The sequence below is a fragment of the Streptomyces sp. ICBB 8177 genome (assembly GCF_003144095.1).
Lineage (GTDB): Bacteria > Actinomycetota > Actinomycetes > Streptomycetales > Streptomycetaceae > Streptantibioticus_D.
Genome location: NZ_NSKH01000023.1, coordinates 1,118,907 through 1,135,504 on the forward strand (window position 1 = coordinate 1,118,907; position 16,598 = coordinate 1,135,504).

Sequence of the window (16,598 nt, forward strand, 5' to 3'; positions counted from 1 at the left end):
ACGCGGCGCGGGGCACGTCCGGAACGTCCTCACAACACATTCGTGGCCGCACCCGTGCGCCGTCGGCGGCGCGGGAACGGTTGGACAGGGAGAAACGAGAAGGTGGCAGCACCCAAGAAGGGACGCAGGTCCCCGGGCGCAGACGGGTACCCGGGCCGCGCGCTGGCGATCATCCTGATCGCGCTGGTCGCGCTCACCGGGACGATGTTCATCTCCGGCGCGAAGACCCCGCGGCTGGGCATCGACCTGGCGGGCGGCACCGAGATCACGTTGACGGCCAAGAACACCCCGGGCCAGCCCAACGCGATCAACCCGACCAACATGAAGACCGCCGCCGACATCATGAACAAGCGGGTCAACGGTCTGGGTGTCTCCGAGGCGACCGCGCAGACGCAGGGCAACAAGAACATCGTCGTCGACATCCCCAAGGGCACCAACACCGCGCAGGCGGAGAAGCTGGTCGGCACCACCGCCCAGCTCTACTTCCGCCCGGTGATCACCGAGGCGGCCAACACCCCGGCGTCCACCCCGACGCCCACGCCGTCCAGCAGCCCCTCCGGGAAGACCACGCCGTCGTCCAAGCCCAGCGCGAGCACCGGCGCCAAGGCCACCGGCTCCACCGCCCCGAAGCCCTCTCCCAGCTCCACCACCCAGGGCCGCGCGGTCACCGACGCCCTCAAGGCGTCCGGCGCCGCCGGCCCCAAGACGACCCCGTCCACCGCGCCCAGCCCCTCGCCGAGCGCCTCCTTGTCGTCCGGCGGCCTCGACCTGTCCGCCCCGGCCGCGCTCCAGAAGCAGTTCGCCGCGCTGGACTGCAAGAACAAGAAGCAGGCCTCCGAGGCCGGCGCCTCCGCCAAGCCGACCGACAAGATGATCGCGTGCAGCCAGGACGGCTCCACCAAGTACATCCTCGGCGCCTCCGCGGTCGCGGGTAAGGACGTCTCCAGCGCCAAGTCGGTCTACGACACGCAGACCGGCGCCGGCTGGATCGTCACCCTCGGCTTCAACTCCAAGGGCAACAGCGAGTTCGCCAAGGTCACCGGCGAGCTGGCGCAGCAGCAGGCCCCGAACAACGAGTTCGCGATCGTCCTGGACAACCAGGTCGTCTCCTCGCCGTCCGTCAGCTCCGCCATCACCGGCGGCCAGGCGCAGATCTCCGGCAGCTTCACCCAGCAGAGCTCCGAGGACCTCGCCAACGTGCTGTCCTACGGCGCGCTGCCGCTGTCCTTCAACACCTCGACCGTCACCACCGTCTCCCCGCAGCTCGGCGGCGAGCAGCTGCACGGCGGTCTCATCGCTGGCGCCTTCGGCCTGGCGCTGGTGGTGCTCTACCTGCTGGCCTACTACCGGGGCCTGAGCTTCGTCGCGGTGCTCAGCCTGGTGGTCTCCGCAGCGCTGACCTACTCGATCATGTCGCTGCTCGGCCCGGCCATCGGCTTCGCGCTGAGCCTGCCGGCGGTCTGCGGCGCCATCGTCGCCATCGGCATCACGGCCGACTCGTTCATCGTGTACTTCGAACGCGTACGGGACGAGCTGCGGCACGGACGCAGCCTCGGCCCGGCCGTGCAGCGCGCCTGGCCGCGCGCCCGGCGCACCATCCTGGTCTCCGACTTCGTCTCCTTCCTGGCCGCCGCCGTGCTCTACATCTGCTCGGTCGGCGACGTGAAGGGCTTCGCGTTCACCCTGGGCCTGACCACCATCCTCGACGTCGTCGTGGTCTACCTGTTCACCAAGCCGCTGCTGACGATCCTGGCCCGGCGCCCGTTCTACCGGGACGGTCACCGCTGGTCCGGGCTCGATCCGGAGAGCGTGGGCTTCAACGCCCCGCTGCGCCGCGTCCGCCGTCCGGCTCGTACCGATGTCAAGGAGGCCTGATGTCCCGGCTCGGTAACCTCAGCCACCGGCTGCACCGCGGCGAGCTGTCGCTCGACGTCGTCGGCAAGCGCCGCGTCTGGTACGGCGTCTCGATCGTCATCACGATCATCGCCGTCGTGGGACTGGCCATCAACGGCCTCAACAAGGGCATCGACTTCTCCGGCGGCGCGGTCTTCACCACGCCGAAGGTCTCGGTCTCCACGACCCAGGCGGAGAACGACACCAAGGACCTGCTGTCGGGCCCGCACGACGTCATCGCGCAGAAGCTCGGCACCGGCGGCATGCGCATCCAGGTCAGCGGCATCGACAACGACACCGCGATGAGCGTGCGCGGCGGCCTCGCCAAGGACCTCGGCGTCGCCCCCGACTCCATCTCGCCGCAGGTCGTCGGCCCGAGCTGGGGCCAGCAGGTCTCCCAGAAGGCCGAACTGGGCCTGGTCATCTTCATGATCCTGGTCGTCATCTACCTGGCGATCGCCTTCGAGTGGCGGATGGCCGTCGCGGCCCTGATCGCGCTCATCCACGACCTGACGATCACCGTCGGCGTCTACGCCCTCGTCGGCTTCGAGGTGACGCCCGGTACGGTCATCGGTCTGCTGACCATCCTCGGCTACTCGCTCTACGACACCGTCGTGGTCTTCGACGGCCTGAAGGAGACCACCAAGGGCATCACGAACCAGACCCGGTACACCTACACCGAGCTGGCCAACCGCAGCCTCAACATGACGCTGGTGCGCTCCATCAACACCTCCGTCGTGGCGCTGCTGCCGGTCGCCGCGCTGCTGTTCATCGGCGGCGGCCTGCTCGGCGCGGGCATGCTCAACGACATCGCGCTCGCGCTGTTCGTCGGCCTGACCGCCGGTGCCTACTCCTCGATCTTCATCGCCACCCCGCTGGTCGCCTCCTTCAAGGAGGCCACCCCGGAGATGAAGGCGCTGGCCAAGCGGGTCAGGACCAAGCGCGCCAAGGCCGAGCGCGAGGGCGTCGACCTCGACGCCCAGGACACCGAGCGGGAACAGGCCGAGGACGGCGACGACGAGCCGGCCGGCGCCGGGGCGGGTTCCGCCTCCGGCATCGGCGGCCAGCGCCGCCAGCCCTCGTCCCGCAACCGCGGCCGTGGCCGAGCGTCCGGCAAGCGCCGCTGAGCCGGGGGAGACGACGATGACCACGGCCGACCTGGCCGGGGCCGACCTGCGCGGCCTGCTGCTCAGCCGGATCCGCGACGTGCCCGACTATCCGGTACCGGGCGTGACGTTCAAGGACATCACCCCGCTGCTCGCCGACCCGGCCGCCTTCGGCGCGCTCACCGGCGCGCTGGCCGAGCTGTGCGTACGCCACCGGGCCGACAAGGTCGTCGGCCTTGAGGCCCGCGGCTTCATCCTGGCCGCCCCCGCGGCGGCCAGGGCCGGACTCGGCTTCGTCCCGGTCCGCAAGGCGGGCAAGCTCCCCGGCGTCACGCACCGGCAGGCGTACGAGCTGGAGTACGGCACCGCGGAGATCGAGGTGCTCGGCGACGCCTTCGTGCCCGGCGAGCGGGTCCTCGTCATCGACGACGTGCTGGCCACCGGCGGCACCGCCGAAGCCTCGCTGGAGCTGATCCGTCGGGCGGGCGCCGAGGTGGCCGGGCTCGCGGTGCTGATGGAACTGGGCTTCCTGGGCGGCCGCGCCCGGCTGGCCCCGGCGCTGGACGGCGCCCCGCTGGAAGCCCTGGTCGCCGTCTGACGGGCGCGGGCACCACGCGGTGCGTCAACGCCGACGAGAGCGGGTCCCGGGAACAACCGGGGCCCGCTCCCGCGTTCGTCCGTGACACGTCCGCCCGCGCGCACGCCGGGGCAGCCCCGGCGCACCGGCCGCACGCGGCAGGGGGCGGCACATCGATACCATGGGAGTCCGGACCCGTACCGCGGCCCGGTCCCGCTTGAGGAGTGCCCTTGCCTGACGAGGCCCAGCCGCTCGCCGCCGGGGGCGGGAAAGACACCACCGCACCCGCTCCGGCGCCCTCCGGCACGCCCGGAGACGCCGGCGCCGCCCGTCCGCCCGCCGAGCCCCGCCCGGTGCGCCCCGCGGCCGGCAACCTGGCGCCCTCGCGCTCCGCGGGCTCCTCCAGCCGGGTGCGCGCCCGCCTCGCCCGCCTCGGCGTCCAGCGGCAGAGCCCGTACAACCCGGTGCTGGAACCGCTGCTGCGGATCGTGCGGAGCAACGACCCCAAGATCGACACCGCGGGCCTGCGGCAGATCGAACGCGCCTACCAGGTCGCCGAGCGCTGGCACCGCGGCCAGAAGCGCAAGAGCGGCGACCCGTACATCACGCACCCGCTCGCGGTCACCACGATCCTCGCCGAGCTGGGCATGGACCCGGCGACGCTGATGGCGGGCCTGCTGCACGACACCGTCGAGGACACCGAGTACGGCCTGGACACCCTGCGCCGCGACTTCGGCGAGCAGGTCGCGCTGCTGGTCGACGGCGTCACCAAGCTGGACAAGGTCAAGTTCGGCGAGGCGGCACAGGCCGAGACCGTGCGCAAGATGGTCGTGGCGATGGCCAAGGACCCGCGCGTCCTGGTCATCAAGCTCGCCGACCGCCTGCACAACATGCGCACCATGCGCTACCTCAAGCGGGAGAAGCAGGAGAAGAAGGCCCGCGAGACGCTGGAGATCTACGCCCCGCTGGCGCACCGGCTGGGCATGAACACCATCAAGTGGGAGCTGGAGGACCTCGCCTTCGCGATCCTCTACCCCAAGATGTACGACGAGATCGTCCGCCTGGTCGCCGAGCGCGCCCCCAAGCGCGACGAGTACCTCGCCGTCGTCACCGACCAGGTGCAGCAGGACCTGCGCTCGGCCCGCATCAAGGCCACCGTCACCGGCCGCCCCAAGCACTACTACAGCGTCTACCAGAAGATGATCGTGCGGGGCCGCGACTTCGCCGAGATCTACGACCTGGTGGGCATCCGGGTCCTGGTCGACACCGTCCGCGACTGCTACGCGGCGCTGGGCACCATCCACGCGCGGTGGAACCCGGTGCCGGGGCGGTTCAAGGACTACATCGCGATGCCCAAGTTCAACATGTACCAGTCGCTGCACACGACGGTCATCGGGCCCTCCGGCAAGCCGGTCGAGCTGCAGATCCGCACCTTCGACATGCACCGGCGCGCCGAGTACGGCATCGCCGCCCACTGGAAGTACAAGCAGGAGGCCGTGGCCGGCGCCTCCAAGGTGCGCACCGACAGCCCGAAGTCCGCCAAGGCCGACGACGCGGTCAACGACATGGCGTGGCTGCGGCAGCTGCTGGACTGGCAGAAGGAGACCGAGGACCCGGGCGAGTTCCTGGAGTCGCTGCGCTTCGACCTCTCCCGCAACGAGGTCTTCGTCTTCACGCCCAAGGGCGACGTCATAGCGCTGCCCGCCGGCGCCACCCCGGTCGACTTCGCGTACGCCGTCCACACCGAGGTCGGCCACCGCACGATCGGCGCCCGCGTCAACGGCCGCCTCGTGCCGCTGGAGTCGACGCTCGACAACGGGGACCTGGTCGAGGTCTTCACCTCCAAGGCGCAGGGGGCCGCGCCGTCCCGCGACTGGCTGAGCTTCGTCAAGTCGCCGCGCGCCCGCAACAAGATCCGCGCCTGGTTCTCCAAGGAGCGCCGCGAGGAGGCCATCGAGCAGGGCAAGGAAGCCATCGCCCGCGCGATGCGCAAGCAGAACCTGCCCATCCAGCGGGTGCTGACCGGCGACTCGCTGGTCACCCTCGCGCACGAGATGCGCTACCCCGACATATCGGCGCTCTACGCGGCGATCGGCGAGGGCCACATCACCGCGCAGTCGGTCGTGCAGAAGCTGGTCGAGGCGCTCGGCGGCGAGGAGGGCGCGACCGAGGACATCGCCGAGGTCACCACCCCGTCCCGCAGCCGCGGCAAGCGGCGCGCCAACGCCGACCCCGGCGTCATCGTCAAGGGCGAGCGTGACGTGTGGGTCAAGCTGTCGCGGTGCTGCACGCCGGTGCCGGGCGATCCGATCATCGGCTTCGTCACCCGCGGCAACGGGGTCTCGGTGCACCGCGCGGACTGCGTCAACGTCGACTCCCTGTCGCAGCAGCCCGAGCGGATCATCGAGGTCGAGTGGGCGCCGACCCAGTCGTCGGTCTTCCTGGTCGCCATCCAGGTCGAGGCGCTGGACCGCTCCCGGCTGCTGTCGGACGTCACCCGGGTCCTTTCCGACCAGCACGTCAACATCCTGTCGGCGGCCGTCCAGACCTCCCGCGACCGGGTCGCCACCTCCCGCTTCACCTTCGAGATGGGCGACCCGAAGCACCTGGGCCACGTCCTGAAGGCGGTACGCGGCGTGGAGGGCGTCTACGACGTGTACCGGGTGACGTCAGGCCGCGCGAGGTAGCCGCCTCCCGGCTGCGGTGCCTTTTCCGCCTCCGGCGCCCGTTCCGCGCACCGCCCCGCCCGGCTGCCGGCGCCGTTTGTGCCTGCGGCGCCGCTTGTGCCTGCGGCTTTCCTCTCGGCCTGCGGCGTCGTTTCCGCGCGCGGCTCCCCCTTCCCCGCCGCGACGGCGGGAAGCGAAACGGTGCGGACCGGCGGTGCCCGGTCGTCGTCAACCCTTCAGCAGGTCGAGGACGGCTCGGCACCGCCGGTCCGCACCGTATCGGCTGATCACCGTCGCGGCGGGGAGAACTCATCCCCCGCGGCGGAAGAAACCGCGACGGGTCAGCCGCCGAACTCGTGCAGGCCCTTCAGGGCCTGGTCCAGGAGGGCCTGGCGGCCCTCCAGCTCGCGCTCCAGCTTGTCCGCCTTCGCCGTGTTGCCCGCCGCGCGAGCGGCCTCCACCTGACCCCTGAGCTTGTCCACCGCCGCCTGAAGCTGACCGGTGAGACCTTCCGCCCGCGCCCGCGCCTCAGGGTTCGTGCGGCGCCACTCCGCCTCCTCCGCCTCCTGGATCGCCCGCTCGACCGCGTGCATCCGCGCCTCGATGCGCGGCCGCGCGTCCCGCGGGACGTGGCCGATCGCCTCCCAGCGCTCGTTGACCGAACGGAACGCGGCGCGGGCCGCCTTCAGGTCGGTCACCGGAAGCAGCTTCTCGGCCTCGATGGCCAGCTCCTCCTTGCGGGCCAGGTTCTCCCGCTGCTCGGAGTCGCGCTCGGCGAACACCTCGGCGCGGGCGGCGAAGAAGACGTCCTGCGCGCCGCGGAAACGGTTCCACAGTTCGTCCTCGGCCTCGCGCTGGGCGCGGCCCGCCGCCTTCCAGTCGGCCATCAGTTCGCGGTAGCGGGCCGCGGTCGCACCCCATTCGGTGGAGCCGGAGAGGGACTCGGCCTCCTGGACCAGCTTCTCCTTGACGCGCCGGGCGTCCTCGCGCTGCGCGTCGAGCGAGGCGAAGTGCGCCTTGCGGCGCTTGGAGAAGACCGAACGGGCGTGGCTGAAGCGGTGCCACAGCTCGTCGTCGGACTTGCGGTCGAGCCGGGGCAGGCTCTTCCATGTGTCCACCAGCGCACGCAGCCGCTCGCCCGCCGAGCGCCACTGCTCGCTGACCGACAGCTCCTCGGCCTCGGCGACCAGCTGCTCCTTGGCGGTCTTCGCCTCGTCGTTCGCCTTCGCCTTGGCCGCCTTGCGCTGCTCACGACGCGATTCGACCTCGCCGACGAGCGCGTCGAGCCGCTTGTCCAGGGCGTCCAGGTCGCCCACGGCGTGCGCCTCGCGCACCGTCGAGCGCAGGTGCTCGATGGCGGTGTTGGCGTCCTTGGCCGACAGGTCGGTGGTACGCACCCGGCGTTCGAGGAGGCCGATCTCGACGACGAGTCCGTCGTACTTGCGCTTGAAATACGCGAGCGCCTCGTCGGGAGAGCCCGCCTGCCACGAGCCGACGACTCGCTCACCGTCGGCCGTCCGCACGTACACGGTCCCCGTCTCGTCGACGCGTCCCCATGGGTCGCTGCTCACAGCGCCTCCTCCACGTGATGCCCGGCCGTCGCCGGCGCTTCGGGCATCGTCCACAGTTCTCTCCGGCCGAGGCTCGCCCCGGCCGCTCCGACGTGCTGTTTTGTTGCTCCTGATCGAGCCGGGCGGCAGCCGTCGGCGCGGGCGCCCTGTACAACGCAAACATAGGCGACCGGCGCCCCGGCTGTCCGCATCCCCGGGACGCGAATATCGCCGGGGACGCCCCTGCCTCCCGCGCGGCCTCAGTCCTTGACGACCGTCGCCTTGTTGATCACCACGGTCGCGTTGGGCGCTGTGGTGCCGTTGGCGTCGGCCGGAGCGGCGCCCGCGGCGGCGATCTTCTGCAGCACCTTCATGCCGGCCGGGGTGATGGTGCCGAACGGGGTGTAGCTCGGCGCGAGCGGGCTGGCCTTGTAGACCAGGAAGAACTGGCTGCCGCCGGTGTGCGGCTGGCCGGTGTTGGCCATCGCCACCGTGCCCGCCGGGTACGTCACCGTGCCGTCGGAGCCCTTCTTGCCGAACGCGCCGAGGTTCTCGTCCGGGATGGTGTAGCCGGGGCCGCCCTGGCCGGTGCCGGTCGGGTCGCCGCACTGGAGGACGAAGATCCCGGAGGTGGTGAGCCGGTGGCACTTGGTGTGGTCGAAGAAGTGCTGGTCGGCGAGGAACTTGAAGGAGTTGACGGTGTGCGGCGCCTTGGCGGCGTCCAGTTTCATGGAGATGTCGCCGCAGGTCGTCGACAGGTCCATGGTGTACGCGGAGCCGGTGGAGATGTCCATCGACGGCTCGGTCTTCCACTGCTTCTTGCCCGGCGAGCCCGCCGCCGGCCTGCCGCAGGGATCCTTCGCCGTGGACGCCGTGGAGGCGGACGGGGAAGCGCCGGCCGAAGTCGACTTGTCGCCGCCGAGCCCGGTGGACGCCCACACCGCGCCGCTCGCGGCCAGCACCACGGCCACCACCGAGGCGATGACCACGTTACGCCGCCGTGCCCTGGACCGCTGCTGTGCCCTGCGCTGCTGCTGGCGCTCGAACTTCTGGCGGGCGAGCTGGCGCCGCCGCTGATCCTTGCTGACCACTTCAGCCTCTCCCGATGCCGATCTCGTTGCCCGAGGTGTCCGCGGGTGACCGGTTCTCCCGCGGACCGTTGAGGATGCTGCACGAATGCTGCCATCCGTCACTGTGCGCCGGTGACGATACGGGTTCGCGTGAGTACCGTCGCCGCCGGTAGGCTCGTCGTCCGCGGGAACCCGCCACGGACCGCAGGTCGCCGGAGGGCTCGCCGCGTACGAGACAGTTCGCAGCCGAGTAGAGGACGATCGTGCTCATTGCCGGGTTCCCGGCCGGGGCCTGGGGGACCAACTGCTACGTGGTCGCCCCCGCCGCCGGCGAGGAGTGCGTGATCATCGACCCCGGGCACGAGGCCGCCGCGGGCGTCGGGGAACTGCTCGCCAAGCACCGGCTCAAGCCGGTCGCCGCGATCCTCACGCACGGCCACATCGACCACGTCGCCTCGGTCGTCCCGGTCTGCGGGGCCCACGACATACCGGCCTGGATCCACCCCGAGGACCGCTACATGATGAGCGACCCGGCCAGGGCGCTGGGCCGTTCCATCGGGCAGCATCTGCTGGGTGAGCTGACCGTGGGCGAGCCGGACGACGTCCGGGAGCTGTCGGACGGCGCCACGCTGGCGCTGGCCGGTCTGGAGTTCACCGTGGCGCACGCGCCCGGCCATACCAAGGGGTCGGTGACCTTCCGGCTGCCCGAGACCTCCGGGATTCCCCCGGTGTTCTTCTCGGGCGACCTGCTGTTCGCCGGCTCCATCGGACGCACCGACCTGCCCGGCGGCTCCCACGCCGAGATCCTCGAGTCGCTGGCCCGCGTGTGCCTGCCGCTCGACGACTCGACCGTGGTGCTGTCCGGCCACGGCCCCCAGACCACCATCGGCCGCGAACGCGCCACCAACCCGTTCCTGGGTGAGGTGGCCCGCGGCCACGGAGCCGAGCCGGCTCCGCGACGAGGAATGTGACGACGCAACCGAAGTGAGCACCTTCTCCGCCCCCAAGGGCACCTACGACCTGATCCCGCCGGACTCCGCCGCGTTCCTCGCGGTGCGCGAGGCGATCGCCGCGCCGCTCAGGCGCGCCGGTTACGGCTACGTGGAGACACCCGGCTTCGAGCAGGTCGAGCTGTTCTCCCGAGGTGTCGGCGAGTCCACCGACATCGTGACCAAGGAGATGTACACCCTCACCACCAAGGGCGGTGACGAGCTGGCGCTGCGCCCCGAGGGCACCGCCTCCGTCCTGCGTGCCGCCCTCCAGGCCAACCTGCACAAGCAGGGCAACCTGCCGGTGAAGCTGTGGTACTCCGGCTCGTACTACCGCTACGAGCGACCGCAGGCCGGCCGCTACCGCCACTTCTCGCAGGTCGGCGCCGAGGCGCTGGGCGCCGAGGACCCGGCGCTCGACGCCGAGCTGATCATCCTCGCGGTCGACGCGTACAAGTCGCTCGGCCTGCGCGGCTTCCGCCTGCTGCTCAACTCCCTCGGCGACAAGGAGTGCCGCCCGGTCTACCGCGCCGCGCTGCAGGAGTTCCTGCGCGGCCTCGACCTGGACGAGGAGACCCGCCGCCGCATCGACATCAACCCGCTGCGGGTGCTGGACGACAAGCGCGAGGCGGTGCAGAAGCAGCTGGCCGGCGCGCCGATGATGCGCGACCACCTGTGCGAGGCGTGCCGTACCTACCACGACCAGGTGCGCGAGCTGCTGACCGAGGCGGGCGTGCTGTTCGAGGACGACCCCAAGCTGGTGCGCGGCCTCGACTACTACACCCGCACCACGTTCGAGTTCGTCCACGACGGCCTCGGCTCGCAGTCCGCGGTCGGCGGCGGCGGCCGCTACGACGGCCTGTCGGAGATGATCGGCGGCCCGGCGCTGCCCTCGGTGGGCTGGGCGCTGGGCGTGGACCGCACGGTGCTGGCCCTCAGGGCGGAGGGCGTCGAACTCGAACTGCCCGCCCCCACCCAGGTGTTCGCGGTGCCGCTGGGCGAGCGGGCGCGGCGCGCGCTGTTCGCGGTCGTCACCGAACTGCGCCGGGAGGGCGTCGCGGCCGACTTCGCGTTCGGCGGCAAGGGCCTGAAGAACGCGATGAAATCGGCCAACCGCTCCGGCGCCCGCTACGCGATCGTGGCGGGGGAGCGGGACCTTGACGAGGGCCACGTCCAGCTGAAGGACCTGGAGAGCGGCGAGCAGACCCCGGTGCCGCTGACCGCGGTCGCCGCGACCCTACGGGAACGGCTGGGCTGAGGCGCGACGGCGGACCGCCGACCGGGGTGGCCCCGGCCGTCATGTCCGCGTCGCCGACCGGCCGGATCCGGTCGCGTTCACCACGGCCCCGGACACCGCGTGCGCGGTCCGGGGCCGTGCGGGCAGGATGGCGACATGGACTCGATCCTGACCCGGCCGGAGCGCCCCGCCGACCACGAAGCGGTCCGAGCCGTCAACCTGAGTGCTTTCCCGTCCCCCGTCGAGGCGGATCTCGTCGACGCGTTGCGCCGCGACGCCTGCTGGCTGCCCGGGCTGTCCTGGGTGGCTCAGGCCCCCGACGGCCAGGTCGCCGGGCACGCCCTGCTGACCCGGCTGCGCGTCGAGGGCGCGGGCACCGCAGGGGACGCGCTCGCCCTGGCCCCGGTCGCCGTCTCCCCGTCGTGGCAGCGGCAGGGCTATGGAACGGCACTGGTCAGAGCGGTGCTGGCGGCGGCGGACGCGACCGGCGAACGGCTGGTGGTGGTGCTCGGCGACCCTCGCTACTACCGCCGCTTCGGCTTCGCCCCGGCCTCGCTGCACGGGGTGAGCGGGCCGTACGAGGTACCGGACGCGGTCTTCCAGGCGCTGCCGCTCGGCGGCTACGACGGCGGACCGCGCGGCGAGGCGGTCTACGCGGCTCCGTTCCGCAGCCTGTGATCTTCGCCGGTCCGCGGTATGCGGCCGGGGCGGCTGGTGCACAATGATGCCCCGGCGCCTACCGTTCACGCGCGGCGCCGTGCAGTCTGGTAGTGGGCGGGCCGGTGGCGGGCGGACCTCACCGGGACGCGATCCCTTGGACACGGCGACAGAAGGCGACATGACGACATCGGCGCTCGAAGAGACCCGCAGCGAGGAACGGCACGACGAGCCGGAGCTCATCGGCGGGGGCCGCGCGTTCGGTGTGCTGCTGGTGGTGTGCGGCGTGCTGGGCCTGCTCGCCGCCTGGTACATCACCCTCGACGAGTTCCAGCTGTACAAGAACCCCAACTTCGTCCCCGGGTGCAGCATCAACCCGATCATCTCCTGCGGCAACATCATGAAGAGCCACCAGGCGAAGGCCTTCGGGTTCCCCAACCCGATGATCGGCCTGGTCTGCTATCCGGTGCTCATCTGCGTGGGCATGGCGGTGCTCGCCAGGGCCCGGTTCCGCCGCTGGTTCTGGCTCGGCCTGCAGGCCGGCACGCTCTTCGGCGTCGGGTTCGTCACCTGGCTCCAGTACGAGTCGCTGTACTCGATCGGTTCGCTGTGCCCCTGGTGCATGATGGCCTGGGTCGGAACCATCGCCGCCTTCTGGTACACGCTCGCGCACAACGTGAAGAACCGGGTGATCCCGGTGCCCGCCGGGGTCAAGCAGGCGGTGGAGGAGTTCCACTGGGCGGTCCCGATCCTGTGGTACGGCGTCCTGGTGATGCTCATCCTGACCCGCTGGTGGTCGTACTGGCGCACCCTGCTCTGAGCCCCGCCCGCGCGCTGCGCGGTGCGAGGCGCACGCCCCCTGAGCCGACCGTACGGCCCGGGCCCCCGTCGCGGGCCCGGGCCGTTGTCAGTGCCGTGTCCTAGGCTTCCTTGTCGTGGAACCCGACCTGTTCACCGCCGCCGCCGAGGACCGCCGGGCCAAGGAGCCCGGCGCCAGCCCGCTCCCGGTGCGCATGCGCCCGCGCACCCTGGACGAGGTGGTGGGCCAGCAGCACCTGCTCGGCCCCGGCTCGCCGCTGCGCAGGCTCGTCGGCGAGGGCGCGGGCGGCCCCGCCGGTCCCGCCTCGGTCATCCTGTGGGGGCCGCCGGGGACCGGCAAGACGACCCTCGCCTACGTGGTCAGCCACGCCACCAACCGCCGCTTCGTGGAGCTGTCGGCGATCACCGCGGGCGTCAAGGAGGTCCGCGCGGTCATCGACAGCGCGCGCCGCGAGTCGGGCGGGTACGGCCGCGAGACGCTGCTGTTCCTCGACGAGATCCACCGCTTCAGCAAGGCTCAGCAGGACTCCCTGCTGCCCGCCGTGGAGAACCGCTGGGTCACCCTGATCGCCGCCACCACCGAGAACCCGTACTTCTCGGTCATCTCCCCGCTGCTGTCCCGCTCGCTGCTGCTGACCCTCGAAGCCCTCACCGACGAGGACATCCGCGGGCTGCTGCACCGCGCGCTGAGCGATCCGCGCGGGCTGGACGGCGCCGTCACCCTCCCCGAGGACGCCGAGGCCCACCTGCTGCGCATCGCGGGCGGTGACGCGCGGCGCGCCCTGACCGCGCTGGAGGCGGGCGCCGGGTCGGCCCTGGCGCGCGGTGAGGACGAGATCACGCTGCCGGTGCTGGAGGCGGCCGTGGACCGGGCCGCGGTGAAGTACGACCGCGCGGGCGACCAGCACTACGACGTGGCCAGCGCCCTGATCAAGTCGATCCGCGGATCCGACGTGGACGCCGCGCTGCACTACCTGGCCCGCATGATCGAGGCCGGTGAGGACCCCCGCTTCATCGCCCGCAGGCTGATGATCTCCGCCAGCGAGGACATCGGGCTGGCCGACCCGCAGGCGCTCCAGACGGCCGTCGCCGCCGCGCAGGCGGTCGCGATGATCGGCTTCCCCGAGGCCCGAATCACGCTGTCCCAGGCGACCATCGCTCTGGCGCTCGCCCCGAAGTCCAACGCGGCCTACCTGGCGATCGACGCGGCCCTGTCGGACGTACGCAAGGGGCTGGCGGGCCCCGTCCCGGCGCATCTGCGCGACAGCCACTACAAGGGCGCGACCAAACTCGGCCACGGCGAGGGGTACGCCTACCCGCACGACCTGCCCGGTGCCATCGCCGCCCAGCAGTACGCCCCCGACGAGGTGCATGGCAGGCGGTACTACGAGCCCACCCGCTACGGCGCCGAGGCCCGCTACGCGGACGTGCTCGACCGGGTCAGGGAGCGCCTGACGGGGGAGTGAGCGCCGGGACGCCCGGGGCGCCCCCGGGCGTCCCGGCGGGGACCGGTGCCCCCGCCGCGACGCCCGCGTGTCCTAGGCCGGCGGCTGCTCGCGGTACCGCTCCAGCGCGGGCGCCGTCTTGGTCGCCGCGAACTCCAGGACGCGGTACTCCGCCACGCCCTCCACGGCGAACGGGTCGGTGGCCACCAGGGCCTCGATGGCCGCGCGGTCGGGGGCGACGGCCAGCAGCACGCCGCCGTCACGCGGGTTCTTGCGGCCGGACGCGAGCAGCACTCCGGCCGCGTACTGCTCCTCCAGCCAGGCGACGTGCCGCTCCAGCAGCGCGTCGACGCGGTCAAGGGGCGCGGTGTAGGTCAGTTCGACGACAAACATGATCGGGAGCCTACGCGTCGCGCCGGTCCTGCCGTGCCTCGCGGGCGGCGTCGAACAGGGCGTGCATCGACCGGCGCAGCTCGTCGACCCCCTCCACCGGCGCCGGGAACTCGAAGCGGGCGTCGAAGCCGCCACCGCCCCCGGTGAAGCGCACCCGCAGGCCGTAGCGGTCCAGCGCCAGCGGCACGGCGCCGTCCGCGGCGGGGCAGTGCCCGGTGCCGTCGTCGACCAGGGCGCACAGCCAGGCCAACTGGTCGTCGTGGGCGGCGGCGAGGTGCTGGAGGAGTTCCGCCTCGTGAGCGGCGAGCGGGTCGGGGCGGGCGGCGGCGAAGTCGTCGGGCTCGACGTGCTCGGCGCCCCACAGGTCGTCCACCGAGCCCTCGCCGGTCTCCAGCCGCAGCCAGCCGGGCTGCTCCCGGTCACGCGCCCTGGTCAGCCACCCGGCGACCCAGGCCCGGCCGCGGATGCGGTGCGGCACCGCGACCGGGGCGACGTCGGTGATTTCCAGCACAGCGGTGAGTCCGCCGTCGGCGGCGTGGGTGGCCGCCCGTACCGCCGGGGAATCCGGCGGAAAGCGCAGCAGGACGTCGCCTGCGGCCTCCACGACGCGTGCCGTCGGCATCATCAGATGCTGTTCGGCCAGGTCAAGACCCGGAATGACCAGCACGGCGGAGGCGTTACCCTCGACTAGAGTTCGCGCGCGTTCCGCGGCCGTCGGCCTGCTGGGCGCGTATTCCTCTTCGGGACGCGGCTGACCGTGCTCCTCGCGTTCCTCACCCACCGAGGCGGTGGCGGTGTGGTCCGCACTGGGCATGGGGTTCCCGGGTCGAAACATGCGATCTCCTCCGCTAAGGTAAGCCTTACCTAACTTACATGGAGGTCTGGAGAACGTGAACCAGTCGCGTCCCAAGGTCAAGAAGTCCCGCGCGCTCGGCATCGCGCTGACCCCGAAGGCGGTCAAGTACTTCGAGGCCCGCCCGTACCCGCCCGGCGAGCACGGCCGCGGCCGCAAGCAGAACAGCGACTACAAGGTCCGTCTGCTGGAGAAGCAGCGTCTGCGTGCCCAGTACGACATCAGCGAGACGCAGATGCGCCGTGCCTACGACCGCGCTCGGAAGGTCGAAGGCAAGACCGGCGACGCGCTGATCATCGAGCTTGAGCGCCGTCTGGACGCGCTCGTCCTGCGGTCCGGCCTGGCCCGCACCATCTACCAGGCCCGGCAGATGGTCGTCCACGGCCACATCGAGGTCAACGGCCGCAAGGTCGACCGCCCGTCCTTCCGGGTCCGCCCGGACGACGTGGTGCAGGTCCGCGAGCGCTCCCGCGCCAAGACCCCGTTCCAGGTCGCCAAGGCCGGCGGCTGGGCGGGCGAGGGCGAGACCCCGAAGTACCTCCAGGTCAACCTGGACGCCCTGGCGTTCCGCCTGGACCGCGACCCCAACCGCCGCGAGATCCCGGTGATCTGCGACGAGCAGCTCGTCGTCGAGTACTACGCCCGCTGACGTCCCCCCGGACCGTCTCCGGCACCTCCCCGCAGCGCCGCGCCGTCGAGTACGGGCGGCGCTGCGGCGTTCCCGCCCGCGCGTCACCCCGGAACTCGGTACGAGCACCGGCCCCGGGCGCGATAGGGTCGGAACCCTGCCGCCCGCGCCCGCGTTCCGCCGTGGCCCTCGGGCCCGGACCGGCGTACGCGAGCGGCCCGCCGACCGTCGTGAACTTCGAGGAGCCAGCAGTGTCCGGTGGAGAGGTGGCCGGCCTCATCGTGGCCGTCTTCTGGGCCATCCTGGTGTCGTTCCTGGCCGTGGTGCTGGTCCGGCTCGCGCAGACCCTGCGGCAGGCCGGCGACCTGGTCGCAGGCGTCACCGAGCAGGCCGTGCCGCTGCTGGGCGAGGCCACCGCGGCGGTGCGCGCCGCCCACACCCAGCTCGACCGCGTCGACACCATCACCGCCGACGTCCAGGAGGTCACGGCCAACGCCTCCGCGCTGTCCACCACCGTCGCCTCCACCTTCGGCGGCCCGCTGGTCAAGGTCGCCGCGTTCGGCTACGGCGTGCGCCGCGCGGTCGGCCTGCAGGCGCAGGACCGCAAGGACGCCAAGGCCGACCGGCGCGCCAGGGCCCGCGCCGCGCGCCGTACGGTGATCGTGGGCGCCGCGCTGCCGGGCGCCCGCCGCCGCACCCGAGGGAAGGGCTGATC

At 72.0% G+C, this 16,598-nt stretch carries 14 protein-coding genes and 1 pseudogene; 11 read left to right on the forward strand and 4 right to left on the reverse strand.

Annotation, left to right across the window (positions count from 1 at the left end):
* Positions 1 to 102 precede the first annotated feature (102 nt).
* The 4 genes from secD (at position 103) to CK485_RS25390 (ending at position 6,263) form a co-directional block, all read left to right on the forward strand.
* Entirely contained in the window at positions 103 to 1,875 is a 1,773-nt protein-coding gene (gene secD, locus CK485_RS25375; RefSeq protein WP_109454137.1) for a protein translocase subunit SecD, read from the forward strand.
* Positions 1,875 to 3,020: a protein translocase subunit SecF gene (gene secF, locus CK485_RS25380; RefSeq protein ID WP_109454138.1), complete on the forward strand. Its 1,146-nt coding sequence runs from the start codon at positions 1,875 to 1,877 to the stop codon at positions 3,018 to 3,020. Before secD ends, secF begins: the two co-directional genes overlap by 1 nt.
* A 16-nt stretch (positions 3,021 to 3,036) precedes the next feature.
* Positions 3,037 to 3,597 carry an adenine phosphoribosyltransferase gene (locus tag CK485_RS25385; RefSeq protein ID WP_109454139.1) on the forward strand — a complete coding sequence of 187 codons (561 nt, stop codon included), beginning with the start codon at positions 3,037 to 3,039 and terminating at the stop codon, positions 3,595 to 3,597.
* 209 nt (positions 3,598 to 3,806) lie between these two features.
* Complete coding sequence (locus tag CK485_RS25390) at positions 3,807 to 6,263, forward strand: bifunctional (p)ppGpp synthetase/guanosine-3',5'-bis(diphosphate) 3'-pyrophosphohydrolase (RefSeq protein ID WP_109454140.1); 2,457 nt, start codon at positions 3,807 to 3,809, stop codon at positions 6,261 to 6,263.
* A 320-nt stretch (positions 6,264 to 6,583) separates the two neighbouring features.
* On the opposite strand, the gene CK485_RS25395 is transcribed toward CK485_RS25390, so the two are convergent.
* Positions 6,584 to 7,813 (reverse strand): DUF349 domain-containing protein, encoded by a 1,230-nt coding sequence (locus tag CK485_RS25395; RefSeq protein WP_109454141.1) that lies wholly within the window; start codon positions 7,811 to 7,813, stop codon positions 6,584 to 6,586.
* Between the two features lie 239 nt (positions 7,814 to 8,052).
* Entirely contained in the window at positions 8,053 to 8,883 is an 831-nt protein-coding gene (locus tag CK485_RS25400; RefSeq protein ID WP_109454142.1) for a peptidylprolyl isomerase, read from the reverse strand.
* Positions 8,884 to 9,125: 242 nt separating this feature from the next.
* On the opposite strand from CK485_RS25400, the gene CK485_RS25405 reads away from it, so the two are divergent.
* The 5 genes and pseudogenes from CK485_RS25405 to CK485_RS25425 all read left to right on the forward strand — a co-directional run bounded on the left by CK485_RS25405 (position 9,126) and on the right by CK485_RS25425 (position 14,030).
* On the forward strand, positions 9,126 to 9,833 hold the full coding sequence (locus CK485_RS25405; protein WP_109454143.1) for an MBL fold metallo-hydrolase: 708 nt from the start codon (positions 9,126 to 9,128) through the stop codon (positions 9,831 to 9,833).
* A gap of 13 nt (positions 9,834 to 9,846) precedes the next feature.
* The gene (gene hisS / locus CK485_RS25410) at positions 9,847 to 11,109 is read left to right on the forward strand and encodes a histidine--tRNA ligase (RefSeq protein ID WP_109454144.1); all 1,263 of its coding nucleotides are present in this window, start codon (positions 9,847 to 9,849) and stop codon (positions 11,107 to 11,109) included.
* 150 nt (positions 11,110 to 11,259) lie between these two features.
* Positions 11,260 to 11,679: pseudogene (locus CK485_RS25415) on the forward strand (N-acetyltransferase); the annotation flags it as partial.
* A gap of 247 nt (positions 11,680 to 11,926) precedes the next feature.
* Entirely contained in the window at positions 11,927 to 12,565 is a 639-nt protein-coding gene (locus tag CK485_RS25420; RefSeq protein ID WP_109454146.1) for a vitamin K epoxide reductase family protein, read from the forward strand.
* 115 nt (positions 12,566 to 12,680) lie between these two features.
* Positions 12,681 to 14,030, forward strand: a complete 1,350-nt coding sequence (locus tag CK485_RS25425) for a replication-associated recombination protein A (protein ID WP_109454147.1) — start codon at positions 12,681 to 12,683, stop codon at positions 14,028 to 14,030.
* 72 nt (positions 14,031 to 14,102) lie between these two features.
* Here CK485_RS25425 and CK485_RS25430 read toward each other — a convergent pair whose 3' ends face one another.
* The gene (locus CK485_RS25430) at positions 14,103 to 14,402 is read right to left on the reverse strand and encodes a YciI family protein (protein ID WP_109454148.1); all 300 of its coding nucleotides are present in this window, start codon (positions 14,400 to 14,402) and stop codon (positions 14,103 to 14,105) included.
* A gap of 10 nt (positions 14,403 to 14,412) precedes the next feature.
* A complete protein-coding gene (locus CK485_RS25435) occupies positions 14,413 to 15,216 on the reverse strand; it encodes a DUF2470 domain-containing protein (RefSeq protein WP_241968575.1) in 804 nt (267 codons plus the stop codon).
* Between the two features lie 76 nt (positions 15,217 to 15,292).
* Between CK485_RS25435 and rpsD the strand changes: the two genes are divergently transcribed.
* Positions 15,293 to 15,904 (forward strand): 30S ribosomal protein S4, encoded by a 612-nt coding sequence (rpsD, locus tag CK485_RS25440; protein ID WP_109454150.1) that lies wholly within the window; start codon positions 15,293 to 15,295, stop codon positions 15,902 to 15,904.
* 230 nt (positions 15,905 to 16,134) lie between these two features.
* Positions 16,135 to 16,596 carry a DUF948 domain-containing protein gene (locus tag CK485_RS25445; protein ID WP_109454151.1) on the forward strand — a complete coding sequence of 154 codons (462 nt, stop codon included), beginning with the start codon at positions 16,135 to 16,137 and terminating at the stop codon, positions 16,594 to 16,596.
* The last annotated feature ends 2 nt before the right edge of the window (positions 16,597 to 16,598 follow it).